This is a genomic window from Pseudooceanicola sp. NS-SX9, assembly GCF_057380705.1.
On the sequence record NZ_CM170818.1, the window covers coordinates 300,323 to 325,943 of the forward strand.

Annotated in this window: 24 protein-coding genes; 9 read left to right on the top strand and 15 right to left on the bottom strand. The window is 68.7% G+C overall.

The annotated features are described in order from the left end of the window. Positions 1-32: 32 nt before the first annotated feature. Complete coding sequence (gene uraH, locus AC2ITM_RS01425) at positions 33-392, top strand: hydroxyisourate hydrolase (protein WP_486468060.1); 360 nt, start codon at positions 33-35, stop codon at positions 390-392. A 105-nt stretch (positions 393-497) separates the two neighbouring features. On the opposite strand, the gene AC2ITM_RS01430 is transcribed toward uraH, so the two are convergent. The 3 genes from AC2ITM_RS01430 to AC2ITM_RS01440 all read right to left on the bottom strand — a co-directional run bounded on the left by AC2ITM_RS01430 (position 498) and on the right by AC2ITM_RS01440 (position 2,797). Then, complete coding sequence (locus AC2ITM_RS01430; RefSeq protein WP_486469372.1) at positions 498-1,145, bottom strand: YiaD family glycine zipper/OmpA-like lipoprotein; 648 nt, start codon at positions 1,143-1,145, stop codon at positions 498-500. Positions 1,146-1,267: 122 nt separating this feature from the next. Beyond that, positions 1,268-2,107: a methylated-DNA--[protein]-cysteine S-methyltransferase gene (locus AC2ITM_RS01435; protein ID WP_486468061.1), complete on the bottom strand. Its 840-nt coding sequence runs from the start codon at positions 2,105-2,107 to the stop codon at positions 1,268-1,270. A gap of 69 nt (positions 2,108-2,176) precedes the next feature. Next, positions 2,177-2,797, bottom strand: coding sequence for a Hint domain-containing protein (locus AC2ITM_RS01440; RefSeq protein WP_486468062.1), 621 nt, complete (start codon positions 2,795-2,797; stop codon positions 2,177-2,179). A 92-nt stretch (positions 2,798-2,889) separates the two neighbouring features. Between AC2ITM_RS01440 and nth the strand changes: the two genes are divergently transcribed. Continuing rightward, a complete protein-coding gene (nth, locus tag AC2ITM_RS01445; protein ID WP_486468063.1) occupies positions 2,890-3,534 on the top strand; it encodes an endonuclease III in 645 nt (214 codons plus the stop codon). Then, positions 3,531-4,517 carry an adenosine kinase gene (locus AC2ITM_RS01450; protein WP_486468064.1) on the top strand — a complete coding sequence of 329 codons (987 nt, stop codon included), beginning with the start codon at positions 3,531-3,533 and terminating at the stop codon, positions 4,515-4,517. Before nth ends, AC2ITM_RS01450 begins: the two co-directional genes overlap by 4 nt. Before the next feature lie 104 nt (positions 4,518-4,621). On the opposite strand, the gene lpxK is transcribed toward AC2ITM_RS01450, so the two are convergent. The 5 genes from lpxK to AC2ITM_RS01475 all read right to left on the bottom strand — a co-directional run bounded on the left by lpxK (position 4,622) and on the right by AC2ITM_RS01475 (position 9,467). Next, positions 4,622-5,611 carry a tetraacyldisaccharide 4'-kinase gene (lpxK, locus tag AC2ITM_RS01455; protein ID WP_486468065.1) on the bottom strand — a complete coding sequence of 330 codons (990 nt, stop codon included), beginning with the start codon at positions 5,609-5,611 and terminating at the stop codon, positions 4,622-4,624. Continuing rightward, positions 5,611-6,765: a 3-deoxy-D-manno-octulosonic acid transferase gene (locus AC2ITM_RS01460; protein ID WP_486468066.1), complete on the bottom strand. Its 1,155-nt coding sequence runs from the start codon at positions 6,763-6,765 to the stop codon at positions 5,611-5,613. Before AC2ITM_RS01460 ends, lpxK begins: the two co-directional genes overlap by 1 nt. A 160-nt stretch (positions 6,766-6,925) precedes the next feature. Beyond that, positions 6,926-7,156 (bottom strand): DUF4170 domain-containing protein, encoded by a 231-nt coding sequence (locus AC2ITM_RS01465; protein ID WP_486468067.1) that lies wholly within the window; start codon positions 7,154-7,156, stop codon positions 6,926-6,928. Positions 7,157-7,297: 141 nt separating this feature from the next. Continuing rightward, positions 7,298-8,122 carry a 3'(2'),5'-bisphosphate nucleotidase CysQ gene (locus tag AC2ITM_RS01470; RefSeq protein ID WP_486468068.1) on the bottom strand — a complete coding sequence of 275 codons (825 nt, stop codon included), beginning with the start codon at positions 8,120-8,122 and terminating at the stop codon, positions 7,298-7,300. Continuing rightward, positions 8,109-9,467, bottom strand: a complete 1,359-nt coding sequence (locus tag AC2ITM_RS01475; protein WP_486468069.1) for a TldD/PmbA family protein — start codon at positions 9,465-9,467, stop codon at positions 8,109-8,111. The genes AC2ITM_RS01470 and AC2ITM_RS01475 overlap by 14 nt, the downstream gene beginning before the upstream one ends. Positions 9,468-9,680: 213 nt before the next feature. On the opposite strand from AC2ITM_RS01475, the gene AC2ITM_RS01480 reads away from it, so the two are divergent. Beyond that, positions 9,681-10,430 carry an SDR family oxidoreductase gene (locus AC2ITM_RS01480; protein ID WP_486468070.1) on the top strand — a complete coding sequence of 250 codons (750 nt, stop codon included), beginning with the start codon at positions 9,681-9,683 and terminating at the stop codon, positions 10,428-10,430. 418 nt (positions 10,431-10,848) lie between these two features. Further along, the gene (locus AC2ITM_RS01485; RefSeq protein ID WP_486468071.1) at positions 10,849-12,018 is read left to right on the top strand and encodes a TIGR03862 family flavoprotein; all 1,170 of its coding nucleotides are present in this window, start codon (positions 10,849-10,851) and stop codon (positions 12,016-12,018) included. Positions 12,019-12,030: 12 nt separating this feature from the next. Here the strand turns inward: AC2ITM_RS01485 and holA are convergent, their stop codons facing one another. The 3 genes from holA to leuS form a co-directional block, all read right to left on the bottom strand. Next, entirely contained in the window at positions 12,031-13,047 is a 1,017-nt protein-coding gene (holA, locus tag AC2ITM_RS01490; protein ID WP_486468072.1) for a DNA polymerase III subunit delta, read from the bottom strand. Continuing rightward, positions 13,044-13,427, bottom strand: a complete 384-nt coding sequence (locus tag AC2ITM_RS01495) for an LPS assembly lipoprotein LptE (RefSeq protein ID WP_486468073.1) — start codon at positions 13,425-13,427, stop codon at positions 13,044-13,046. The genes holA and AC2ITM_RS01495 overlap by 4 nt, the downstream gene beginning before the upstream one ends. Before the next feature lie 94 nt (positions 13,428-13,521). Further along, positions 13,522-16,074, bottom strand: a complete 2,553-nt coding sequence (gene leuS / locus AC2ITM_RS01500) for a leucine--tRNA ligase (protein ID WP_486468074.1) — start codon at positions 16,072-16,074, stop codon at positions 13,522-13,524. A 149-nt stretch (positions 16,075-16,223) separates the two neighbouring features. Between leuS and AC2ITM_RS01505 the strand changes: the two genes are divergently transcribed. Then, positions 16,224-17,447, top strand: coding sequence for a glycosyltransferase (locus AC2ITM_RS01505; protein ID WP_486468075.1), 1,224 nt, complete (start codon positions 16,224-16,226; stop codon positions 17,445-17,447). A 73-nt stretch (positions 17,448-17,520) separates the two neighbouring features. Here the strand turns inward: AC2ITM_RS01505 and AC2ITM_RS01510 are convergent, their stop codons facing one another. Beyond that, the gene (locus AC2ITM_RS01510; protein WP_486468076.1) at positions 17,521-18,012 is read right to left on the bottom strand and encodes a DUF3576 domain-containing protein; all 492 of its coding nucleotides are present in this window, start codon (positions 18,010-18,012) and stop codon (positions 17,521-17,523) included. A gap of 298 nt (positions 18,013-18,310) precedes the next feature. Between AC2ITM_RS01510 and AC2ITM_RS01515 the strand changes: the two genes are divergently transcribed. Further along, complete coding sequence (locus AC2ITM_RS01515) at positions 18,311-19,189, top strand: porin (RefSeq protein ID WP_486468077.1); 879 nt, start codon at positions 18,311-18,313, stop codon at positions 19,187-19,189. 192 nt (positions 19,190-19,381) lie between these two features. Continuing rightward, positions 19,382-20,038, top strand: coding sequence for a YggS family pyridoxal phosphate-dependent enzyme (locus tag AC2ITM_RS01520; protein ID WP_486468078.1), 657 nt, complete (start codon positions 19,382-19,384; stop codon positions 20,036-20,038). Here AC2ITM_RS01520 and AC2ITM_RS01525 read toward each other — a convergent pair whose 3' ends face one another. Further along, positions 20,039-22,615 carry a hybrid sensor histidine kinase/response regulator gene (locus AC2ITM_RS01525; protein WP_486468079.1) on the bottom strand — a complete coding sequence of 859 codons (2,577 nt, stop codon included), beginning with the start codon at positions 22,613-22,615 and terminating at the stop codon, positions 20,039-20,041. It lies immediately after the preceding gene. A gap of 491 nt (positions 22,616-23,106) precedes the next feature. On the opposite strand from AC2ITM_RS01525, the gene AC2ITM_RS01530 reads away from it, so the two are divergent. Continuing rightward, entirely contained in the window at positions 23,107-23,721 is a 615-nt protein-coding gene (locus AC2ITM_RS01530; RefSeq protein ID WP_486468080.1) for a response regulator, read from the top strand. Between the two features lie 9 nt (positions 23,722-23,730). Here the strand turns inward: AC2ITM_RS01530 and AC2ITM_RS01535 are convergent, their stop codons facing one another. Together AC2ITM_RS01535 and AC2ITM_RS01540 are read right to left on the bottom strand one after the other, a co-directional pair. Next, positions 23,731-24,684 (bottom strand): formylglycine-generating enzyme family protein, encoded by a 954-nt coding sequence (locus AC2ITM_RS01535; protein ID WP_486468081.1) that lies wholly within the window; start codon positions 24,682-24,684, stop codon positions 23,731-23,733. Positions 24,685-24,819: 135 nt separating this feature from the next. After that, positions 24,820-25,494: a TetR/AcrR family transcriptional regulator gene (locus tag AC2ITM_RS01540; RefSeq protein ID WP_486468082.1), complete on the bottom strand. Its 675-nt coding sequence runs from the start codon at positions 25,492-25,494 to the stop codon at positions 24,820-24,822. Positions 25,495-25,621 lie beyond the last annotated feature (127 nt).

Below are 25,621 nucleotides of genomic sequence, written 5' to 3' on the forward strand. Positions count from 1 at the left end.
GGATTCAAGCGGATTTTGGGAAAGGGTGCGGGATGGCCAAGGGTTACCTGACGACGCATGTTCTGGATACGGCACGCGGATTGCCCGCAGCGGGGCTGGAAGTCGTGCTGTACCGGCTGGAGGGCGGGCAGCGCGTGGAGTTGGCGCGGATGGTGACCAATGCCGACGGGCGCACCGATGCGCCGATCCTGCCGGCCGGGGCCTTCGTGCCGGGTGCCTACGAGCTGGAGTTCCTGGCGGGCGCCTATCTGGATGCGGTGGGCGTGGCGCCGGAGAGCCCGCGGTTCCTTGACGTGGTGCCGATCCGGTTCGGGATCTCGGACCCGCAGGCGCATTACCACGTGCCGCTGCTGCTGTCGCCCTTTGGCTATTCGACCTATCGCGGCAGCTGAGGAAGGGGGCTCTGCCCCCATCGCCTGCGGCGATTCCCCCGAGGTATTTCGGGACAAGAAAATGAAGAAGGCCGCGCGGGGGAGCGCGGCCTTTGGTCTTTTGGGTCAGTTGCCGGTCGGGATGATGATGATCTCGACCCGGCGGTTCTGGGCGCGGCCTTCCGGCGTCAGGTTGGTGGCGCGGGGCTGGTCCTCGCCGCGGCCGAAGGCGGTGAGGCGGCTGGCGGGCACGCCGTAGCCGATCAGCGTGTTGGCGACCGAAGCGGCGCGGCGCTGCGACAGGGTCTGGTTGTAGGCGGCAGCGCCGGTGTTGTCGGTGTGGCCGACCACCTGGATGCGGGTCTTCGGATATTCGTTGAGCGAATTCGCGACCTTTTGCAGATCGGTCGTCAGGTCCGGGCGCAGGGTGGCGCTGTCGGTGGCGAACAGGATGTCCTGCGGCATGGTCAGAATCAGCTGGCTGCCGGTGTTCTGGATCTGCACGTCCGAGCCCAGGGTGCCGCGCAGGGCCGCTTCCTGCTTGTCGAGGTAGTTGCCATAGGCCGAACCGGCGATGCCGCCGATCACGGCGCCGACTGCGGCACCCTTGCCGCTGTCCTTGGCCACGATCGAGCCCAGCACGGCGCCGAAGCCTGCGCCCGCGACCGCGCCGGTGCGGGTGTTCTGGTAGCCGTCGTTCTGGTCGCAGGCTGCGAGCAGCAGCAGCGACGCGCCGGTCAGGCCCAGGATGGATGTCTTGGCGGTGAGTTTCATCAGGGTCATGTCTGCCTCTTGAGTGCCGGGCCTGAGCCCTCCCATCGGGGAGAAATAGCGCATGTTGGCGGGCGGCCCAATGAATTCTGCGTGCGGGATACGGCAGGTTTCCGCCTTCGGGATCACGCGGCAGGGGCGGCTTCGTGCCGGGCGGCCTCGCGAGCGAGCATGGCGCGCTTGACGGGCAGGCCCCAGTGGTAGCCGCCAAGCGCACCGTCGCGGCGCAGCACGCGGTGGCAGGGGATCAGCAGCCCGACCGGGTTGCGCCCGACCGCGGTGCCGACCGCGCGGACGGCGCGGGGGGCGCCGATCCGGGTGGCGATGTCGGAATAGGTGGTGACCTGGCCCGAGGGGATTGCCAGCAAGGCCTCCCAGACCTTGATCTGGAAGGGGGCGCCGATCATGTGCAGCCGGGTCTCGCCGCGGGTGTCAAAGACCGGGGTGACAAGGGGAGCGACGAAGGCGGGGTCCTCTAGATAGCGCGCGGCGGGCCAGCGGGCGGTCAGGTCGGCCATGGCGGCATGGGGCCCGGTTTCCGAGGTGAAGGCCAGGCCGCAGAGGCCGCGATCCGTCGCCATTGCCAGGGCCGGGCCGAAGGGCGAGGGCAGCAGGCCGTGGCGGATCGTCAGCCCGGCACCGCCGCGGGCGACATCGCCGGGGGCCATGGCCTCCCACCGCAGGAAGAGGTCATGCAGCCGCGAGGTGCCCGAAAGCCCCGTCGCCAGCGCCGTGTCCAGCAGCGAATGGCGATCAAGCAGCATCTGCCGGGCCTGGCCAAGCGTCAGGTATTGCTGGTAGCGCTTGGGCGAGATCCCCGCCCAGGCCGAGAACAGCCGTTGGAAATGTGCCGGCGACAGGCCGATGCGGGCGGCCAGCGCATCAAGCGGCAGGGGCGTGTCGGCGCGGTCGATTTCCTCGATCGCGCGGCGGATCACGGCGTAGTGGTAGGGATCGTCGGTCATGGGGTCCTCGTCCGGCATGGGGCGAGGATAGGCTGCAGCAGGGGGCGCCGCGACCCGTTTCCTGCGCCTTCAGGCAGCCATCAGATCCAGCAGCGACAGATCCTTGGGGCAGCTTTCGCGCACCAGCAGCGCCTCGTCCCGGTCCAGGCAGCGCCGGGCGGTCTTGAAACCCGGATCGAAGAGGCGCGTGGCTCGCAGTACCGCCGGCGGCAGGTTCAGCCGCGCCGCCATCCCGGCATCGGTGGTTTCCACCCAAAGGGAGCCTGCGGTGATGACCTCGTGACGTTCCATGATGATCAGGTGATAGGTCAGCCCGCCCATCGTCGGATCGGGCCGCGCCCGATTGCGCCGCGAGATGTCCGAGAACCGCGCCAGCGCCTCTTCGGTGCCGAAGTTCAGTTGCAGTTCCGGACGGCGCAGCAGGCCGCGATGGCCGGGGGCGACGCGCAGTTTCTCTTTCAATTCGCCCTGGGGGCCGCGTTCGCCGCGATGGAAGGTCATCGGGTAGGGCAGCGGCGCGCCCTCGGGCGTCTGGCGCAGGCGCGCGATATGCAGGATCGGCTGCGCGCCCCGGTCGCGGGTGATCAGCCGGTCGCCGGGGGCGATCCATTCGACTGGCATTTCCCCTTCCAGGGTCAGCAGCATGGTCCCGGGGCCCAGGCCGGATATGGGGGGGTAGGATTCGCTCATGTCTGACCTCCGGGAGGCAGATTGCGGGGTGGCAGTTTATGCGCCGTTAAATCGGCTTGTTGTAGGTCGGGTTTCGGGGCAGAAACCCTGCCATGGCCCGCCAATTGCCCTATCAGACCCTGCGCGAGATCTTCACGCGTTTCCGTGATGCCGAGCCCGAGCCCAAGGGCGAGCTGAACCATGTCAACGCCTATACGCTGGTGGTGGCGGTGGCGCTGTCGGCGCAGGCGACCGATGCCGGGGTGAACCGGGCGACGAAGGACCTGTTCCCGATCGCCGACACGCCGCAGAAGATGCTGGATCTGGGCGAAGAGGGCCTGATCGCGCATATCAAGACCATCGGCCTGTTCCGCAACAAGGCGAAGAACGTCATCAAGATGTCCCGTATCCTTGTCGAGCAGTACGGCGGAGAGGTCCCCAATTCCCGGGCCGCGCTGGAAGGCCTGCCGGGGGTGGGGCGCAAGACTGCCAACGTCGTGTTGAACATGTGGTGGCGCTTTCCGGCGCAGGCGGTGGATACCCATATCTTCCGGCTGGGCAACCGCTCGGGCATCGCGCCGGGCAAGGATGTGGTGGCCGTCGAACGCGCCATCGAGGACAATATCCCCGTGGATTTCCAATTGCATGCCCATCACTGGATGATCCTGCACGGACGCTATGTCTGCGTCGCGCGCAAGCCCAAGTGCGCGGCCTGCCTGATCCGCGACCTGTGTGACTTTGAGGACAAGACTCTATGACGACCTATGACGTGATCGGCATCGGCAATGCGGTGATGGACGTTATCACCCAGAGCGACGATGCCTTCCTGTCCCGGATGGGCATCCAGAAGGGCATCATGCAGCTGATCGAGCTGGACCGCTCGGAGGCGCTTTATGCCGAGATGGGCGAGCGGCGGCAGGTGCCGGGAGGCTCGGTGGCGAATTCGGTCGCCGGGGTGGCGAACCTGGGGCTGAAGACCGCCTTCATCGGCAAGGTCCGCGATGACGAGGTCGGGCTGAGCTATGCCGCCCGCACCGAGGCCGACGGCACCGATTTCCCGAATGCGCCGGTGGCGGGGGGCGATCTGCCTTCGTCGCGCTGCATGATCTTCGTCAGCCCGGATGGTGAGCGCTCGATGAACACCTACCTGGGGATTTCCTCGGAGGTGGGGCCGGACGACGTGTCCGAGGATGTGTGCCGTGCGGCAAAGATCCTGTTCCTGGAGGGCTATCTGTACGACAAGCCCAAGGGCAAGGAAGCCTTCGAGACCGCGGCGCGGCTGACCCGCGCGGCCGGCGGCATGGCCGGGATTGCGCTGTCGGACCCGTTCTGCGTCGACCGTCACCGCGCCGATTTCCGCAAGCTGGCCCGGGAGCTGGACTTCGTGCTGGGCAACGAGCACGAATGGAAGTCGCTTTACGAGACCGACGATCTGGGCGCGGCACTGGAAGCGGCGGCGGGCGAATGCGGGCTGATCGTGTGCACGCGATCGGGCGGCGACGTGGTGATCGTGAAGGGCGACGAGGAAGTCATCGTGCCGGTGAAGGAAGTCGTGCCGGTCGATGCGACGGGGGCGGGCGACCTGTTTGCCTCGGGGTTCCTGTACGGGCTGGCGACGGGGGCGTCGCTGGAGGTCGCGGGCCGGATGGGCTGTGTGGCGGCGGCGGAGGTGATCTCTCATTTCGGGGCGCGGCCCGAGGCGGATCTGAAGGCGCTGTTCCGGGCCGAAGGGCTGATCTGAGGGCGGGTCCGGGGGCGCTGCCCCCGTCTTCCGTGCCGGAAGACTCCCCCGAGGTATTTGGGACAAGAAAATGGCAGGGCGGGGTCTGTGGGCCGCGCCCTTTTTTATGGGAAGAGGGCGTCGAGAGCGGTGTCGAGGGCGCTGGCGTCGGCGAGCTGCAGGCGGACCGGCAGGGTCAGGACCTTCTGGCGGAAGGCGGCGGGCAGGCGAACGGCATCCTTTTCGGTGGTGACCAGCTGGGCGCCGAGGCGCAGGGCATCCGTTTCGAGGCGGGCCATCAGGGCGGCGGAGAGCGGCTGGTGGTCCGAGAGGGATTCGGCATGCACGATGTCGGCGCCGAGGCCGCGCAGGGTGGTGAAGAATTTCTCGGGGTGGCCGATGCCGGCGAAGGCGAGGGTCTTCAGGCCCTGCCAGTCCATGCCGGTTTGCAGCGGGTGCAGGTGGCCCTGCAGGCGGGGCAGCGGCAGGGCGGGGTTGGCGGTGGTGAAGGTGGCCTGGGCCGGGGCATCGCCAATCGAGAGCAGCAGGTCGGCGCGGGCAAGGCCGGTGGCCACCGGTTCGCGCAGGGGGCCTGCGGGCAGGCAGCGGCGGTTGCCGAAGCCGCGGGCCGCATCCGCCACGATGATCGAGAGCGCCTTGTGCAGCGCCGGGTCCTGGAAGCCGTCATCCAGGACGATCACGTCGGCGCCCGCGTCGCGGGCGGCGCGGGCGCCTGCGGCGCGGTCGCGGGCGATCCAGCCGGGAGCGAAGGCCGCGAGCAGCAGCGGTTCGTCCCCGGTCTCGGCGGCGGTGTGGCGGGCGGGATCGACCCGGGTCGGGCCGGTGAGGCTGCCGCCATGGCCGCGGGACAGGAAATGCGGGGTCAGGCCGCGGGCGGTGAGGCGCATCAGCAGGTCAATGGCCGTCGGGGTCTTGCCGGTGCCGCCGGCGTTCAGGTTGCCGACGCAGATCACCGGGATGCCGCAATCGACGGGGGTGCCGCGGGCCAGCCGGCGGGCGGTGCCCCGGGCATAGAGCGCGCCGAGCGGCGCCAGCAGGCGGGCGCGCAGCGCCGGGTGGGCGGGGTCGGTGAACCAGAAGGCGGGGGTCTGCATCAGAGGGCTCCCTTGTCCTCGAGGCGGGCGATGGCCCAGGCGGCGACGCGGTCGGTGGCCTCGGCGCCGTCGGTGGCGACGGTCCAGGCGGCGCTGGCCATGGCAGCAGCCTGGTCGGGCGACATCAGCCGCGTCAGCACCTGTTGCAGGGTTTCCACGCCGCGTACCGCCCGTGCGCCGCCGGCCTGCGACAGCCGGGTATAGGCCGCCAGGTGCCCTTTCACATGCGGCCCGTGCAGGATGGCCGAGCCATGCGCCGCCGCAGGATAGGGATCGGTGCCGCGCTGGCCGCGCAGCAGCGACTGCGCCAGGAAGCAGACCGGTGCCAGGCGGTACCAGAGGCCAAGCTCGGTCCCCGGGGCGGCCAGCAGCACCTGGGTTTCCTCGCCCGGAGAGGCGCCTTCGCGCCAGTCGCACCAGCGCCAGTCCTGTGCCGTCAGGCGGGCGCGGGCGGCCTCGTGGGCGGCCTCGTCGGCGGGCGAGAGCACCAGGAGCGCCCGGTGCGCCAGCCGGGCCGCGCCGCGGTGGGCCTCGATCAGGGGCTCGATCTCGGCCTCGGCGGCGGGGACGGCCAGCCAGATCGGCCGGCCCGTCAGCTCGGTTGCGAGGTCGTCGCGCTGGCGCGGGTTGTAGGGCAGCGCCGGGCTGCCTTCCTGAAGGGGGCCGGTGATCTCGATCCGCTCGGGGTCGGCGCCGAGGCGGCCGAGGCGCCGCGCGGCATTGCCGGTGGTGGCGCAAAGGCCGTCGAACCGCGGGATCAGCCGCCGGCTGAGCGAGCCGCGCAGCCGCCAGCGAGGCTCTTCCAGGGCGTGGTCTTCGGTTTCGGCCAGCATCATCGGGATCTGGCGCTGGTCCACGGCCTGCAGCAGCGCCGGGCGCAGGTGACCGTTCAGCCAGATCAGCGCGTCAGGGCGCCAGTGGTCCAGGAAGGCGATGGGGTCGGTGTCCTCGGGTGGGTCGGGCTGGCAGACCAGACCCGGGGCCTCGGGGCAGGGGGCGTCGGTCTCGCCGGTCAGCAGGACCGAGACCAGCCCCTCTTCCAGGGACAGCAGGCGCAGGGCCAGCTGTTCGGCCGCCTTGCGGCGGGCCAGGCGCGGGCAGTGGATCCAGACCAGGGCGCCACGGGGGCGGGGCGGGGGGGTGTCCTGCGGCATCAGGCCTCTCTGGTGGGCGCGGGTGCAACAGGACAAGGGACGCGGATGGCATATCCGCGTCCCGGCGCCGGGGTTTGGCGCATCGATCCGTGCGGCAGGTCGCGATGCGGCATGCGGTCGGGGGCGCGGCTGGACCGGAGGAGGACCGGCCCGGCGGCGATCAGGCCGTTGCGGCTTCGGGCATGCCTTCGCGCAGCTGGTGGATGTTGGCGATGAAGTAGCGCATGTGGGCATTGTCCACGGTGCGCTGCGCCTCGGCCTTCCAGGCGTCGTAGGCGGCGTCATAATCCGGGAACAGGCCCACGATGTGCAGGTCGTTCAGGTCGCGGAACACGTTCTTGGCGGGATCGACGAGTTCTCCGCCGAAGACGAGGTGCAGGCGATGCGACATGGTACTATCCTTTCCGGCTGTGCGGGGTCGGCGGCAAACTGCGCCCAAAGCCCTGCAGGGTCAAGCCCGCGAGGGGCTGTCAACCCCGTTGGCAGCGGCGCAATTGCGTCGAATTGTCGTGAAGGTGCAACCCTTCCGGGATCATCCGGCGCCGGGCAGCCGCAGCGCGGCAGGGGCGAAGGCCAGCCGTGACAACAGCTGGCCGTGCAGGGCGGGACCGGCGGCGACGACACCGTTCAGCTTGGGGGTGGGGTTGTTGAAGACCAGCCCCCGCCCCGCCCGGTCCGAGGCCACGGCGCCCGCCTCCTGCGCGATCAGCGTGCCGGCGGCGACGTCCCATTCCCAGGTCGGGCGCAGGGTGATCATCGCGTCGAAGCGCCCCTGGGCCACCAGAGACATGCGATAGGCCAGGGCGGCGCGTTGGTGCACGGCGAAATCGGGCACCGGACCGGCCCAGTTCACCGGCGCGATCACCGGCCGCGCCGCCAGCACGCTGGCCGCAGTGACCGAGCGCTGTGCGGTGCAGTGGATCGGCACGCCGTTCAGCGTGGCGCCGCCGCCGCGGGTGGCGGCATAGAGGCGCCCCAGCCGCGGCATGTGCACCACGGCGGCGATGATCCGGCCATCCTCGGCGATGGCAAGGGAATGACCCCAGGCATGGTCGCCGCGCATGAAGGCACGGGTGCCGTCCAGTGGATCGACGATGAACACCCGGCGCGCGGCCAGGCGCGCGGAATCATCGGGGCTTTCCTCGGACAGCCAGCCGTACTCCGGGCGGGCGCCCAGGAAACTGTCCTTCAGCATCCGGTTCACGGCCAGGTCGGCCTCGGTCACGGGGCCCTGGTCGTCGGGCTTTTCCCAGGACTGGGCGCCGCGTTCGGCATAGCTGACGGCAATGCGCCCTGCTTCCAGGGCGGCATCGGTCAACAGCTGAAGGTCGTCGGAGGGGGCCTCAGCTGCCGGCAAGCGTCATCCCCTCGACCAGGAGCGAGGGCACAACGGTGCCGCGCCAGGCGCGGGCATCGTTGGCGGGCGTGATCCGGCGCAGCATGTCGCGCAGATTGCCGGCGATGGTGCATTCGTTCACCGGGCGCACGATCTGGCCGTTCTCGATCCAGAAGCCCGCGGCGCCGCGGGAATAGTCGCCGGTATTGGCATTGATGGTGGATCCAATCAGCGAGGTGACCAGCAGGCCGGTGCCCATCTCGGCCAGCAGCTCTTCGCGGGTCTTGTCGCCCTGGGTCAGCTCCAGGTTCCAGTTGGTCGGGCTGGGCGGGGCGGAAAGGCCGCGGGCGGCATTGGCGGTGGGCGTCATGCCCAGCTTGCGCGCGGTCGCCAGATCCAGCGTCCAGCCGGTCAGCACGCCGTTGCGGATGATGTCGCGGGCGGCGGTGGGCAGGCCCTCGGCGTCGAAGGGACGGCTGCCGAAGCCGCGCGGCCGCAGCGGATCCTCGGTCAGGGTCAGGGTCTCGGGCAGGACCAGCTCGCCCAGGCTGCCGGACAGGAAGGACGAGCCGCGCGCCACGGCCGCGCCGTTCACCGCCCCGCACAGATGGCCGATCAGGGTGGCGGCGACGCGTTCGTCGAACAGGATCGGGTAGGCGCCGGTTTTCGGCGCGCTGGCCCCCAGCCGTTCCACCGCGCGTTCGCCCGCGGTGCGGCCGATGTCTTCGGCATCGCGCAGGTCGGCCTGGAAGATCCGGCCATCGCCGTCGTAATCGCGTTCCATCCCGGTGCCGGTCCCGGCGATCGCCACGCAGGAGACCGAGCGCGAGCTGCGCCGGTAACCGCCGCTGAACCCGTTGGTGGCGGCGATCACGGTCTCGCTGGCGCCGTAGCCGGCCGAGGCCCCCGACACCTGGGTCACGCCGGCAACGGCAAGGGCTGCGGCCTCGGCCCGGGCGGCGTCCTCCTGAAGGCGGGCGGGATCGGGTTCGGGGGTGGGGTCGAAGCATTCCAGCCCCTCGGCATCGCGGCGCGCCGACAGCTGGTCGGGATCGGCCAGGCCGATATAGGGATCCTCGGGGGCTTCGCGGGCCATGGCGACGGCGCGCTCGGCCATCATGCGCAGCGCCTCGGGGCGGATGTCCGAGCCCGACACGCAGGCCTGGCGACGCCCGACGAAGACCCGCAGCCCGGCCTCGGCCCCGTCGGAACGTTCGGCATGTTCCAGCTTGCCGCCGCGCACGTCGATCGACACCGAGGTGCCTTCGCGGGCAATCGAATCGGCCGCATCGGCGCCGGCGGCGCGGGCGGCCTCCAGCAGGGCCTGGGTGATGTCGGCAAGCACGGGGGCGGTGTCTCTGGGCATGGGCCTTCTCCTGAACCTCTCTGACCTAGCCTTTGGGGCCTGCCGGATCAACCCGCGCCCCTGTCGCGGAGGCGTGCCGATGCCGCCAATTCGCCGCATTCCGCGCCGGGGCTGGCCCGAGGGGGGCGGTCGGGCTACGACTTGGGGGAACGGCGGCGCGGCACGCGGCGTTTCGGAACCGGGCACGGGGGTGTCCGCAAAGGGAGAACGAGCATGGATCTGAGCGGCAAGACGGCCATCGTCACCGGCGCAAGCCGGGGCATCGGGGAAGCGACGGCGCGGGCCTTCGCGGCGGCAGGGGCGCAGGTGGCACTGCTGGCGCGCGGCCGCGAGGAACTGGCGCGCCTGGCCGGAGAGATCGGCCCGAGCGCCATCGCCATCCCCTGCGACATCACCCGCTACTGGGAGATGGACGTGGCGGTGAAGGCGGTGGCCGAGACCTTCGGCAGCGTCGACATCCTGGTCAACAACGCCGGTGCCCTGCAACCCATCGGCCCGATGTCGCAGGTCGATCCGGGTGCCTGGGACCACGTGATCGACGTCAACCTGAAGGGCGTCTTCCATGGCATGCACGCGGTGATGCCGCTGATGATGGCGGCGGGCGGCGGCACGATCCTGACGATCTCCTCGGGGGCGGCCTCGAAGCCCTACGAAGGCTGGAGCGCCTATTGCGCCTCGAAGGCGGGGGCGGCGATGCTGACGCGCTCGGCGCATGAAGAGGGCGCGGCACATGGCCTGCGGGTGATGGGGCTGAGCCCCGGTACCGTCGCGACCCGGATGCAGCGCGACATCCGCGAGAGCGGGGTGAACCCGGTCAGCCAGCTCGACTGGGACGTTCATGTTCCCCCCGAATGGCCCGCCCGGGCGCTGCTGTGGATGTGCGGCCCGGAGGCGGACGCCTACCTGGGTCAGGAGATCTCGTTGCGGGACGAAAGCATCCGGGCCGCCGTTGGCCTGGTCTGAGATCGGGCAGGGGGCTCTGCCCCCGTCTCCTGCGGAGACTCCCCCGAGGTATTTGAGAACAAGAAAATGCAGAAGGGCGCGCCGCTGCCTGCCATCTTCCCCAAATACGGCTGCGACGGCCGGGTGCGGGTTGGCGGTACATGGTTCTTTCATCTGGCCCCAAATACTCCCGCCGGAGGCCTGCGCCGTCAGGCGCAGTTCTTGGTTTGCGGCCAGGGGGACACATTGGTGGTGGCGGGTCCCCGGCCTTCCAGGAGGTGGAGCGGATGGGGCTGCTGCGCCTGGGGTAGTTCGTGAAACGGGGGCGCCGGGGGTTTGGAGCAGAGGCGCGGCATGGCCATGGGCAATTCGGTGACCGGGACATGGTGAAACCTTTGGCAGTGGGGTAGGCAAGGCGCGGTAATGAAGGCGAGGGGCGATGCAGGTCGAGGCTCTGGTAATTGGCGGTGGTCCGGCGGGGCTGATGGCGGCAGAGGCGCTGGCGGGCGCCGGGCGGCAGGTGCTGGTGGCCGAGAGGATGCCCAGCCTCGCGCGCAAGTTCCTGATGGCGGGGAAATCCGGGCTGAACCTGACCAAGGATGAGGGATTCGATGATTTCCTGTCCGCCTACGACGCGGACGCCGGTTGGCTGCGGCCGATGCTGGAGGGGTTCGGGCCGCAGCAGGCCCGGGCCTGGGCCGAGGGGCTGGGGCAGGAGATGTTCACCGGCTCGACGGGGCGGGTGTTCCCGGTTGGCATGAAGGCCTCGCCGTTGCTGCGGGCCTGGTTGCGGCGGCTGGAGGGCCAGGGGGTGAGCGCGCGGACCCGCTGGGACTGGCTGGGCTGGCAGGAGGGGTGCGCGGTGTTCTCGACGCCCCAGGGCGAGGTCAGGGTGCAGGCCGGGGTCACTGTCCTGGCGATGGGCGGGGCCAGCTGGCCGCGGCTGGGGTCGGATGGCGGCTGGGCCGGGCATCTGGGCGATGTGGCACCGTTCGAACCGGCGAACTGCGGCTTTCGGGTCGCCTGGTCCGGCCATATGGCGCCGCAGTTCGGGGTGCCGGTCAAGGCCGTGGCGCTGAGCGCGGGGCAGGTCCAGACCCGGGGGGAATTCGTGATCTCGAAAGGCGGGGTCGAGGGCGGTGCCATCTACACCCTGTCGCGCGCGTTGCGCGGCGGGGCTGCGTTGCGGGTCGACCTGCTGCCGGATCTGACGCTGGCGCAGGTTGCCGACCGGCTGGGGCGGACGCGGCGGGCCGAGAGTGTCTCAAACCGGTTGCGCAAGGGGCTTAAGCTGGATCCGGTGAAGCGCGCGCTGGTGCTGGAATGTGCTCGTCCGCTGCCCGAGGATCCCTCAGCCCTGGCCGCGCGGCTGAAGGCGCTGGAGATCCCGCTGCAGGGCCCCTTCGCCATCGAGACCGCGATTTCCACCGCCGGCGGGCTGCGGCGCGGCGCGCTGGACGACGGGTTGATGCTGCGGGCGCGCCCAGGCGTGTTCGCCGCCGGCGAGATGCTGGACTGGGAGGCGCCGACGGGGGGCTACCTGCTGACCGCCTGCCTGGCCACCGGCCTTTGGGCCGGGCGTCACGCGGCGGATTTCTTGGCGGGGTGAGGTTCCGGCGCGCTAGCGGTTGCGGCCCAGCATTGCCAGGCGCACCAGCATCCGCTCCACCAGCGCCATGTCCGGCGCCGTCCGCCCGGCCGAGCGCAGCGCCAGGTCGGTATCGGTGATCACCGTCAGTGCCTGTTCCAGCCGGATCGCGCCCCAGTCGCGGGCCTGGCGCAGCATCCGGTCGCGGCGCGGGCCGAACAGTGGCGGCCGCAGGGCTCCGGCGCCGTCGGGATGGCCCGCGATGGTGTAAAGCGCGCGGAAATGGCGTTGCGCCGCGATGCACAGACCCGTCGCATTGGCCCCCTGCGCCTGCAGGCGGCGCAGCAGGGGGGCGATTTCGCCGGCGCGGGCCTCGGCCACCACATGCAGCATGTCGTCCAGTTCGGCTTCGGTCGAGGCGGGGGCGCAGAGGGCGATCTCGGCCACCGTCAGCGGCGTCGCGTCGCCCAGCTTGTAGAGCGCGATCTTTTCGACCGTCTGGCGGAAATCGCCGGGGTCGATCGACAGCGCCAGGGTGGTCAGGGCGCGCATCGCCTCGTCCGGCAGGGTGGTCAGGCCGGCGTCGCGCAGCATCTGCTCGACTTCCTCGCGGGTGGGAGGATCGTCGTAAATGCCGCAGGCATAGGCGTTGGGGTGGATTTCGAAGGCCTTGCGCAGCTTCGAGGTGCCCTTCAGCTGCCCGGCGGTGATCACCAGCTGGGCATCGCCCGGTTGCCAGTCCTCCAGCGTGGGCAGGATGGCGGCGGCATGGGTTTCGGTGGCGTCCTCCAGGAAGACCACGCGGGGGCCGGGGAAAAAGCCCTGCGCCTTGACCGCATCCAGAAGTCCGGCCGCATCGCGGCGGATATCGGCGGCATTCATCCGGGTCAGGCGCATTTCCTCGTCGCCCCGGGGGCCGACGAGGTTTGCCACGATTTCCTGCCGGCGCAGGGCGATGCGCATCGCGTCGGGGCCATAGAGCAGGATGCCCGTGCGTCCAGATTCGGGGCGGCGGGCATAGGCGGCGATCTTGGCGGCCGCCAGCTTCATGCAGGGGTCAGGTCGATGAAGAGACGCGACATCAGCGCGTCCGTGAGGATCACCATCAGCCGTTCATGGGCATCGGCGCGCGCCGATTCGGTCGCGGCGGTGGTGCCGGTGGCGGAATAGGAGGTGAAGCTGGTCACCGTGCCCGCACCCCGCTGGGTGTTGTCCGCCGTCGAGGTCAGCACGTAATCAAGCTTGCCCTGAACGTGGAAACGCGTGGTCACGTCATCGGTGGCGACGGCTTGCTGGCCTTCCTTGACCTTCAGCACCAGCTTCAGCTTGTAATCGCCGTTCGGGGTCGAGCGTCCGACGCGCTGTTCCAGTTCGCGGATCAGCACGTAGCTGTCGCGGGAATTGGGCGCGGGCAGCTCGACCTTGTTCAAGAGCAGGTCACCCGCGCCGCCGGGGGCATAGACCGGCCGAAAACCGCAGGCCCCGAGGGGGACTGCGGCCAGCAAAGCCAGGAACCTGCGTCGATCAGACAACGACATTGACGATACGTCCGGGGACCACGATGACCTTCTTGGGCGTGACGCCTTCCAGCGTCTTGGCGACATTGTGGTGCGCCAGTGCCAGCTTTTCAACCTCGGCCTTGTCCATGTCCTTGGGCACGGTGATCTCGCCCCGGCGCTTGCCGTTGACCTGGATCGGCAGGGTCACGCTGTCCTCGACCAGCATCGCCTCGTCGAAGGTGGGCCAGGCGGCCTGCGCGATCAGGCCTTCGCCGCCCAGGATCTGCCACATCTCTTCCGAGAGGTGCGGCGTCATCGGCGACATCAGCTGTGCCAGCACCTTCAGCGCCTCGGCCTTCGCCTTGCCCGAGGCCTGCGATTTCTGGATCGCGTTGGTGTAACCATACAGCTTCGCGATCGAGGCGTTGAAGCCAAAGCTTTCGATGCCCAGCGTCACGTCCTTGATGGCCTTGTGCATCTCGCGCAGCAGCGCGGTGTCCTCGGCCTCTGCGCCCGCAGCGGTCAGGTCCAGTTCGGCGGCCATGCGGTGCACGCGGGCCAGGTGCTTGGCGGTGGCTTCGGCGCCCGCGGCGGTCCATTCTACGTCACGCTCGGGCGGGCTGTCGGACAGCACGAACCAGCGCGCGGTATCGGCGCCGTACTGGCCGATGATCGCCACCGGATCGACGACGTTGTTCTTGGATTTCGACATCTTGGCCGAGGGGATGACCTCGACCTCGGTGCCGTCCTTCAGGAAGCCGCGGCCGTCCTTCAGCTCCACCTCTTCGGGGTAGTGGTAGACCGGGCGGCCTTCGGCGCTGGTCGTCTTGTAGATCGCGTGGGTCACCATGCCTTGGGTGAACAGCGCATCGAAGGGTTCCTTCGACTTTTCGGGCAGGTGGCCGCAGACCGCCATCGCGCGGGCGAAGAAGCGCGAATAGAGCAGGTGCAGGATCGCGTGCTCGATGCCGCCGATGTACTGGTCGACGTTCATCCAGTAGGCGGCCTCTTCGGCCCCAATCGGCGTGGTGGCACGCGGCGAGGTGAAGCGGGCGTAGTACCAGGACGAATCGACGAAGGTGTCCATCGTGTCGGTTTCGCGCTTGGCAGGGGCGCCGCAGGCCGGACAGCTGCAGTCGCGCCAGGTCGGGTGACGGTCCAGCGGGTTGCCCGGCACGTCGAAGGTGACGTCATCGGGCAGGGCGACGGGCAGGTTTTCCTTCTTCTCGGGGACCACGCCGCACTCGGGGCAGTGGACGACCGGGATCGGGCAGCCCCAGTAGCGCTGGCGCGACAGGCCCCAGTCGCGCAGGCGGAACTTGGTCACGCCTGCGCCAAAGCCCCTGCCCTCGCAGAAGGTGACGGCGGCGTCGATGGCCTCAAGCCCGGTCTGGACCTCCGCGCCGGCGATGCCCTTCACATAGCGGACCTTCTCGGTCTTGGCGGGGACGAAGGGACCCTTGGCGGGGTAGTCGCCCTCGACCGGTTCGAAGGTGGGCGTGATGGTCAGGCCGTACTTGGTGGCGAATTCGAAGTCGCGCTCGTCATGGGCCGGGCAGCCGAAGATGGCGCCGGTGCCGTAATCCATCAGGATGAAGTTGGCGATGTAGACCGGCAGTTCCCAGCTGGGATCCAGCGGGTGCGTGCATTTCAGACCGGTGTCAAAGCCCAGCTTCTCGGCGGTCTCGATGGCCTCTTCGGTGGTGCCGCCCTGGCGGGCCTTCTCGCAGAAGGCCGCGACGGTTTCGTCCTTGGCTTCCAGCGCCTTGGCCAGCGGGTGATCGGCGGAAATGCCGACAAAGCTGGCGCCCATCAGCGTGTCGGGCCGCGTCGTGTAGCATTCGATCTTGTCGAAGCCCTCGGGGGAACCCACCGTATCAAAGCTGAACTGCAGGCCGCGCGACTTGCCGATCCAGTTGGCCTGCATCAGCTTGACCTTGGCGGGCCAGTTGTCGAGGCCGTCCAGCGCGCTCAGCAGCTCATCCGAGAAATCGGAGATCTTGAAGAACCACTGGGTCAGCTCCTTGCGCTCGACCAGCGCGCCCGAGCGCCAGCCGCGACCGTTCTCGACTTGCTCGTTGGCCAGCACGGTCATGTCGACCGGGTCCCAGTTGACGATGGCGTTCTTGCGGTAGACCAGGCCCTTTTCCAGGAAATCCAGGAACATCGCCTGCTGCTGGCCGTAATATTCCACGTCGCAGGTGGCGAACATGCGCGACCAGTCCAGGCCGAAGCCCAGCGGCTTCATCTGCCCGACCATGGTTTCGATGTTGGAATAGGTCCATTCCTTGGGGTGGCCGCCATTGGCCATCGCGGCGTTTTCCGCCGGCATCCCGAAGGCGTCAAAGCCCATCGGGTGCAGCACCGAATGCCCGGTGGACAGCTTGTAGCGCGCGATCACGTCGCCCATCGTGTAGTTGCGCACATGGCCGATGTGGATCCGCCCCGAGGGGTAGGGGAACATCTCAAGCACGTAGTACTTGGGTTTCGTGGGATCATGGCGGGCCTTGAAGACCTCGGCCGCGTCCCAGGCCTGTTGCCACTTGGGTTCGATCTCGGCTGCGGAATAGCGCGACATGGCCGCTCCCTCATACGTGCTGCTGCTTGGGGGCGGTTGATAGGGCCGCGCGGGCGAAGGGTCCAGCCCCCTGACGCGCGTCCCGCCCCGGTTGGCATGTTTTTAACCGCGATCTGCCATCACGAAGCGCCAAGACCAAGGGGCGATGCGTGCAGATCCTGTTCATCCACCAGAACTTCCCGGCGCAGTTCCGCCACCTGGCGCCAGCGCTGGCGGCGCGCGGCGACCAGGTGACGGCGCTGACCCTGCGGGTGGACCGCGCGGTGGACTGGCAGGGGGTGCGCATCCTGCCCTATGCCCTGCCGGCCGCGCGGGCCCAGAAATGCCACCCCTGGGTGCTGGATTTCGACAGCAAGATCACCCGGGCCGAGGCCTGCTGGCGCGCCGCCCGCGCCTTGCGCGACCAGGGCTATGTGCCCGACGTGATCCTGGCGCATCCTGGCTGGGGGGAATCGCTCTTCCTGCCGGATGTCTGGCCCGGCGCGCGCCTGCTTCTCTATGCCGAATTGTATCACACCGGAGAGGACGCGGATCCCGAATTCCCCCCCGTCGATCCCGCCTCCGATCCGCTGCGCCTGCGGCTGAAGAACCTGCACAACCAGATGCAATTCCCCCAGGCCCGTGCCGCGATCAGCCCGACGCGGTTCCAGGCCGACAGCTTTCCCCAGCCCTTCCGCGACCGTATCACCGTGATCCACGACGGCATCGACACCACGGCGCTCGCCCCCGACCGCCGCGCCACGCTGACATTGCCCTCGGGCCGGGTTCTCAGCGCCACGGACGAGGTCGTCACCTTCGCCAACCGCCGACTGGAGCCCTACCGCGGCGTGCATGTCTTCCTACGCGCCCTGCCGCGGATCCTGCGCGAACGTCCGCGCGCCCAGATCGTCATCGCTGGCCGCGAGGACGGCGCCGCCTACGGCCCGCCCCCCCCAAAAGGGACCACCTGGCGCGCGCATTACTGGACGGAAATCGAACGCGACCTGCCGGCGGACGCCGCCGAACGGGTCCATTTCACCGGCCCGCTGCCGCATGACGCCTTCGGCCGGATGCTGCGCCTCAGCGCCGCCCATGTCTATTTGACGCGGCCCTTCGTGCTCAGCTGGTCGCTGCTCGAGGCCATGTCGCTCGCCGCCCCCATCGTCGCCTCCGACACCGCCCCCGTGCAGGAGGTGCTGACCCATGACGAAACCGCCCGGCTGGTGCCCTGGTCCGATCCCGCCCGCCTCGCGGCCGAGGTCACGGGCCTGCTGACCGACCGCCTGCAGGCCACACGCCTGGGCCAGGCCGCCCGCGCCCGGGTGGTGGCGGATTACGATCTGACGTCACAATGCCTGCCGCGCCAGATCACCTGGCTCGACAGTCACGTCTGATTTTCATCTTTCCAAGAAATATGTCGGGGGAATCGGCGCGGCACGCGCCGATGGGGGCAGAGCCCCCGCGCCCTCACCGCCCGCGGTCGGCTTTCAGCAGCTGGCGCGCCCGGGTCAGGATGGCATCCTCGACCGCATGCTGGGTCGACGCGTCCACCGGCTTGCCATTCGCCGTCTCCAGCGTCACGTTCAGCGACCGCGCCTCAAGCGCGGGATCGCTGATCAGCACGGTGGCACGGTAGCTGCGCGTGCCACCCGGGGGCGTGCCGTACCCGGTCGAGATCACCCCGGTGAACGGATCCACGGATTCGATCGGCAGGAAGTTCAGCACCTCCAGCGAGGCATTCCACAGGTACCGGTTCACGGCGACCTTGGTGCCGTCGTCATGCTGCTTGAACAGGTCCCAGATCTTGCCCTTGGAACGTCCCTCGCGGACGCGTTCCTGCTCGGCCTGCTGGGCATTGATGTCCACGTTGCTCGAGGCGGCCTTTTCCAGAGAGCTGCAGGCGCTCAGCGCGACCAGAGATCCGATGGCCAGAAGCCGAATTGCGCCAGAAGACATCATGCGAAAGCCTCGTTTCCCCGTGTTTCCAGACCGATCTAACGGACCCCCGTTTGGGGGGCAAGCGGCTTTCCCGTGATCGGCCCCGGGCTTCGGATTTCCGCCGTCCGCTTTGCAACCCGTCCGGGCGCGGCACCCCTGTGGGCAAAGACTGTGGCAGAGTTGCACCATGCGCCCGGCCATTGCGGGACGCCCGGGCAGCGTGCTTGCCAACACGACGTCAAAAGCGCCAAAGACCATGACATGCCCAATTCGGAGGGTCTTCGAAATTGGGGCAGACTGAGAAACCGAGGGAAACACCATGAAAAAGATTCTCTTCGCGACGACCGCGCTCGCGCTGTCCGCAGGCGCCGCAGCCGCAGACGTCAGCTTCTCCGGCTTCGGCCGTTTTGACTATGTCTACTCTGACCCCAAAGGCGCAGACAACGACATCTCCTTCCTGGATCAGCGTCTGCAGCTGGACATCGTCGGCACGACCGAAACCGATGGCGGCCTGACCTTCGGCGGCAAATTCCGCATCCGTAACGACGACAACAACTCGTCCACCACGGAAGTCGACACCTCGTCCACCTACACCACCGCAGGTCAGCTGTTCGTCTCCGCTGGCGGCCTGAAAGTCGAAGTCGGCAACGTCGACTACGCACTGGACAACATGGGCGGCCACCTGGGCTACGTGGGCATCTCGGCCTACGAAACCATGATCTCCAGCTACGCCTACACCTCGGGCTCGACCACTGCTGACCAGGGCGTCGCAGCGATCTACTCGATGGGCGCATTCGGCGCACACGTGTCGTACGACGCAGTGCACGACAAGACCGACGGTGTCGTGACCTTCAAAACCGCTGGCTACACCTTCTCGCTGGGCGGCTCGAACTACGACGAAGACACCGGCATGACCAAGGTCGCAGCTTCGGTTGCTGGCACCCTGGGCGGCGTCAAGTTCAACGCGGCTTACCTGGATAACGGCGTCGCAGGCAACTACTACACCGCAAGCGGCAAGTTCGAAGTCGCAGCAGCCACCACCGTTGGCGGCTACCTGCTGTACAACGACGAGATCGACGAAACCGGCGTTGGCGCAGACGTGGCCTACGACCTGGGCGGCGGTGTGACCCTGAAAGCTGGTGTGTGGAACTACAACGACGCCACCACCGCAAACGCTGGCGCACAGTTCAACTTCTGATCCCAGAAGTTCGAAAGTTCGCTTTCGGAAGGGCAGGTCTTCGGACCTGCCCTTTTCCTTTGGCGGCGGCGGGGCAGGGCTTTACCGGGCGGTCCCGGCGCGCCATACCCTGAGCGCATCCGGTCCGGCCGGTTCCAGACCCCCGGATCCCCCAAAAACCGGACCCAAGACCCAAAGACCAGGAGTGGCCCCATGTCCCTTGCCGAGATCCGCAGCCGCATCCAGACCGCCTGTGCCGAGGCCGGTCGCGACCCCGCCGGGGTCAGGCTGATCGCCGTGTCTAAGGTGCAGCCCGATGCCCGCGTCCGTGCCGTTCTGGAAGAAGGCCAGCGCGTCTTCGGCGAGAACCGCGTCCAGGAAGCCGCCGGGAAATGGCCTGCCTTCCGCCAGGAATTCGACGGGATCGAACTGCACATCATCGGCCCGCTGCAAACCAACAAGGTCCGTCAGGCGATGGAGCTTGCGCAGGCGATCCATTCCGTCGACCGTCCGAAGCTGGCCCATGCCATCGCCCGCATCGCCGACGAGACCGGCACCTGCCCGGAGCTGTTCATCCAGGTCAACACGGGCGAAGAGCCCCAGAAGGCCGGCATCCTGCCCGCCGAGGCCGATGCCTTCGTGGCCGAATGCCGGGGCCTGTCGCTGCCGGTCGTCGGGCTGATGTGCATCCCCCCGGTCGAGGAAGAGGCGGCGCTGCATTTCGCCCTGCTGGCCAAGATCGCCGCCCGCAACGGCCTGAGCGGGCTGTCGATGGGCATGTCCGGTGATTTCGAGAAGGCGATTTCCTTCGGGGCCACCCATGTGCGGGTGGGCTCGGCCATCTTCGGAGAGCGCACGACCGCCGGCTGATCAGCCGGCGGCGACGGCGCTGTCGGTCTGTCCGTCATTCAGCTCGCGCTGGCTTTCCTGCCAGAGCGAGGCGATGCGGTCGAGGTCGAAGGGATAAAGCGTCTCGCCGCGCTTCAGCCGGGTTTCCAGCATCTCCAGCGCGTCGCGCAGGGCGATCAGGCCGAAGGTGCCGCAGCTGCCGGCCAGACGATGGGCCAGGGGGCCGATTTCGGCCGAATCCCGCGGCAGGCCCCGCAGGTAATCCAGCTGGCTGCCGGTCTCGGCGATGAACCGCGACAGCAGCCCCTCGTGGATGCGCGGCTCCAGGCTGTCGCGCAGGGTGTCGACCTGGCTCAGATCGACCAGCGGTGCCCGGGCCACGGTGTCGGGCAGGGCCGTGCGCGGCGGCGGCGTGACAGTGCTGCCAAGCGCATCGGCCAGCTGGTCCAGCAGCTCGTCCCGGTTGATCGGCTTGTTGACGCAAAAGTCCATGCCGGCGGCGCGGAAACGCTCGATCTCTTCGGGCAGGGCATGGGCGGTGACGGCGATGATCGGCGTCGCGGCATTGGGCCCGTTGCCCTTGCGGATCAGCCGGGCGGCCTCGGGGCCGTCCATCACCGGCATCGAGATGTCCATCAGGATGATGTCATAGGCCTGCTCGGCGGCCAGTTCGACCCCGATCTGGCCATTGGCGGCCTCGGTCACGGTATGGCCTGCGGCGCCCAGCATCTCGCGGGCGACGAAGCGGTTGATCTCGTTGTCCTCGACCAGCAGCAGGTTCAGCGACGGCAGCTCCGAGCGCGCGGCGCTGCGGCGGTCGGGGGCGGCGGTCAGCGCCTTGCTGGGCGACAACGGCAGGCGGACCCAGAACAGGCTGCCTTCGCCCGGCTCGCTTTCCGCGCCCATCTCGCCGCCCATCAGCTTGACCAGGCGGCGGGTGATCCCCAGGCCCAGCCCCGATCCCCCGGATTGCCGCGCATAGGAGGAATCGAGGGTCTCGAAATCCTCGAAGATGCGCTGCAGGTCCTCGGGGCGGATGCCGATGCCGGTGTCGAGCACGCGGAACTCGACCTCGTGGCCATTGCCCAGGACCTCGACCTCCAGGTCGACGCGGCCGTTGCGGGTGAATTTCAGGGCATTGCCGACCAGGTTCAGCAGCACCTGGCGCAGCCGGCGGGTGTCGCCCTCGCCGGTTTCGGCGCTGGTGCCGATCCATTTCCATTCCAGATGGTTCGAATTGGCGCTGGCCAGCGGCAGCGTGGTGTCGATCACCCCGTCCAGCAGCCGCGTCAGCGAGAAGGGGCGGACCTCGGCGGTCATCTTGCCGGCCTCGAATTTCTCCAGGTCCAGCACGTCGTTGACCAGCCCCAGCAACAGCCGCCCCGAGGTCCGCATCCGGTCGGTCAGCGCCTTTTGCCAGGGGGTCAGCTGTTCCTCTTCCAGCAGCTGCAGCGTGCCCAGAAGCCCGTTCAGCGGCGTGCGCATTTCGTGGCTCATCATGGCCAGGAATTCGGACTTGGCGCGTTGGCCGGCAACGGCGCGGTCACGTGCGGCGGTCAGCAGTTCCTCGGCCGAGCGGCGCCGCGAAATGTCGCTGATGAAGGCGACGAAATAGGCGCCGTCATCGTCCACGGCGCGGGTGAACGAGAATTCTGCCGGGAAGTGATGGCCGGTGCTGTCCTGGGCGGTGACCTCGGACTGGCGCTCTCCGGTGGTGGGGGGCAGGCGGCCCTGGCTGTAGCGGCGCCCCATCATGATGACCTTCTCGGCGTCGTCTTCGGGGAACAGCAGGCTGGGGCCGTGTTTGGCCAGCGCGTCGTTGCGCCGGTAGCCGAAGATACGTTCGGCCGAGGCGTTGAATTCCAGGATCAGGCCCTTGTCGTCGGTCACCACCACGGCGTCGCGGGATGTGTCGATGATGGTCTGCATCCGCAGCGCATGGGCGCGCACCTGGCGGGCCTTGTGCGCGGCGTCCTTGGCCAGCCGCGACAGCGCATAGGCCAGCAGCCCGATGCCGATGACGAACAGCATCAGCAGCACCGCCATGCCGATCAGGCCGCGGGTCAGCGTTTCGCGCATCGCATCGCCCTTGTGGGTCAGGCTGTCGCGGCCCTGCAGCAAGATGGCATGCACCGCCGGGTTGATCCCGTCGAGCGTCTTCAGGATGGCAGGGAACTGGCCGGCCAGTGCCTGGTCGGGGGAATCCAGCACCGGGATCAGGGAATCGACGGCAGCGGTGGTGCGGGCCACCGCAGCGGCATAGGTCGGATTTTCCTGGATGATTTCGCGGAAGATCTCGCCTTCGCGCAGCGTGGCCAGGGCGCTGTAGAAGATGTCGAAGCGCTGGCGCAATTCGTCGATGCGGCCGGGCTGGGTTGGGGGGTGTTCGACCGCGTGATGCAGCTTGCCGTATTCCGCATCGATTCGTGCCAGCGACCACAGCGCCCCGTCCGACCGCGGGCTCGAGACGGCCTCGATCTCGTGCAGCAGGGCGATGCCCATGCCGACCGCCGCCACCGCGCAGGCCAGCAGCACCATGGCTGCCACCTTCGAGCGCACCCAGGCGCGGCGCATGGACTGGTCGTTACGGAATGGCATTGGAAAGTACCTTCTGGGGCTGTGGCGGACCGGGCTTTGGGTCGGGCGGGTGATCCCCGGATCCAGACTGCGCTGAATATAGGATCTGATCACGTCTTGCCTGCCCGGGATGCTGATAAACCGGGCCCATCCGAAGTCAATTGTCCCAAGGTGCGGCAATACTGGCACAGCAGGTGCCCGACGGGCCTTGCGGCGCGGGGCAAGGAGACGTGCGAAGATCACGTCGGGCCCTTCCCCTGTGCGACACAGGTGAATATATCCTTTCGGAGAGGCGTCGCATACGATTGGGTAGGTGAACGCCCAGGCCTTCTGCCCGCCACGACGGCCTCTGTAAAGATGCGTGAGATGAAGGGGATGGCCTCTGGCCCGTCAGTGTGCGGGTTCCGGCCGGTGGGGCGTGTTGGCGCCGTGGCGCCGGCAGGGGAAGGGAATGGAATCTGATCCGTGGCGGCCGTCGGGCCGGGCCGGGTCCGTAGGTAGATGGCTGGACGGTGCGAGTACTTATTGCGGACGATCATGAACTTCTCAGGGACACCCTGAACCTGTTTCTGCAAGGCGAACCGGGTATCGAGACCTGCGCCGTTGCCACCCTGGACGAGGCCCTCGTGGCGGCCTCCGATGGGGCGGGCTTTGACGTGGTGCTGCTGGATTACCAGATGCCGGGGATGAACGGGCTGGACGGGCTGCGCAAGATGCTGACGCTGCCGGGGCGCCACCGCGTCGCCATCATCTCGGGGGTGGCGAACCGCGAAGTCGCCGAAGAGGCGCTGTCGGCCGGTGCTGCGGGGTTCCTGCCCAAGTCGCTGTCGGCGCGTTCGCTGGTCAATGCCGTGCGCTTCATGGAGATGGGCGAGCAATACGCCCCGATCGAGTTCATGAAGGCGCAGGAAGAGGTTGCCCTGCATCCGCTGGCACAGAAGCTGTCGCAGCGCGAACTTGAGGTGCTGGAGGGGCTGAGCGTCGGCAAGTCGAACAAGCAGATCGCCCGCGACCTTGATGTCAGCGAACCGACGGTGAAGCTGCACGTCAAGACGCTCTATCGCAAGATCGGGGCGGCGAACCGCACCCAGGCGGCGCTGATCGCCAAGGAAGAAGGGTTGTTCTGAACCGGCCGCTCAGCCGGCGGGGGCTGCGACCCGAAAGCCGATGTCAGACCGGGTCAGGCCCGGTTCCGCCGCCTTGCGGGAATGTACCTGGCAGCGGGGGTCGTGGCTGATGTGGCTCAGGAACGACCCGCCTCGGATCACCCGCAGGGGCCCTTCGTCGGGCCCGGTGGGGTCGATCAGCGGCAGGCGCGGGGTCTGCGGCCGGGGGCCGAAACGGTCCTGCACCCATTCCCAGACATTGCCCGTCATGTTGTAGAAGCCCAGCCCGTTCGGGGCATAGGCGGTGACGGGGGCGGTCGCGGCATGGCCGTCGAGGGCGCTGTTGCGCACCGGGAAATCCCCCTGCCAGGTGTTCATGCAGTGAAAGCCGCCGGGCATCATCGCGTCGCCCCAGGGAAAGCTGCGCCGTTTCAGCCCGCCCCGCGCGGCATGTTCCCACTGTGCCTCGGATGGCAGGCGCAGTCCGGCCCATCGGCAATAGGCCAGGGCGTCGTCATGGCTGACATGGGTGACCGGGTGATCGGGGGCGTCCTGCCAGTGGCTGCCGGGACCCTGGGGATGGGCCCAGCAGGCGCCCCGGACCTGGCGCCACCAGGGGTGCCGGGGCAGGGGCCGGGGGTGGCTGTCGGGATCGGCCAGCAGCAGCTGGAAGACCTGGCTGTGGCCTTGGCGCTCGGCCGTGCCACGGTGACCTGTCGCGAGGACAAAGCGCGCGTATTCGGCGCGCGTCACCGCGGTGGCGGACAGCCGGTAGGGCTGCAGCCGCACACGGATGCGCGGCGCGTCGTGATCGCCCGGGTGCAGCGATTGTGCTGCGCCCATGTCGAAGGTCCCGCCGCGCAGCGCCAGCAGGGCGGCACGCAGCCGGTCGCGCTCCTGCTGGGTGGCCAGTGGCGGCGGGGCGGCGGCAGGCAGGCGGCAAGGCGTGGCCGTCACCCGCGCAGAGGGCGGGGCTTTGTCCATGGCAGGGTCGGTCCGGTCAGGAAGGTGTCCGCAGGGTAACATCGCCGGACCGCCGCTTGAACGCCGCTTGCGCCCGGCCTGCGGACTTTGCCCGAGGGTGTGGGAAATTCGTCCCGCCCGGGCGGCGTCGCTGCCTCAGTCCTCGGGCAAGAGGGGGTGCAGCGCGGTTTCGGGGGGCAGGGCGGGATGCGGGGCCGCCAGCAGCGCGGCGGCATCCTGCCGCGGCAGCCCGGCCAGACACAGCAGGCGCAGCGCGGCTGCGGTCAGGGCGGTCTGCGGCTGGCCGTCGCGCAGCACCGACAGCGCGACGCCGACGATCGCATGGGTGGTCATCTGCCAGGTCAGCACGGCCTCGGCGCCCCAGAACCGGCCCCGGCAGCCGCCGCGCTTCAGCAGGTCGACGGCAAAGGGGCCGATGCGGTGTTCCATCGCGTCGGCGACGATGCCCGAACGCCCCAGCAGCTGACGCCAGCGCGGATCCGTGGTGGCGGTGTCCAGCACCGTCACCAGCGTCATCGCATAGATCAGCGCCGGGTCGTCGATGTCATCCGAGGCCTGTTCGATCCGCAGTGCCAGGTCCTGCATGATCTCCTCGAGCACGGCGACGGCCAGGTCGTCCTTGGAACGGAAGTAGTTGTAGACGGTGCCGGCACCCATGTCGGCGCGGTCGGCGATCTCCAGCATGGTGGCGGCATCGATTCCCTTCTCGGACATCACGTCGCTGGCGGCGCGAATCAGAGCCTCGCGATTGCGCCTCTGACGGCGCGCCACGCGGCCTTCCCGCAGCAGATCGTGCTTCTGTCCGGTCATCGATATTGTCCCCTCACAACTGAACGCTATTCAGAGGCGAACCCACCCGCAAGTGAATTGCCGGAAAACGACCTGTTCCGAGGTCCTTGCGAACAGTGCGGTTTCCGCGCGCTTATCTGCTGAGCAT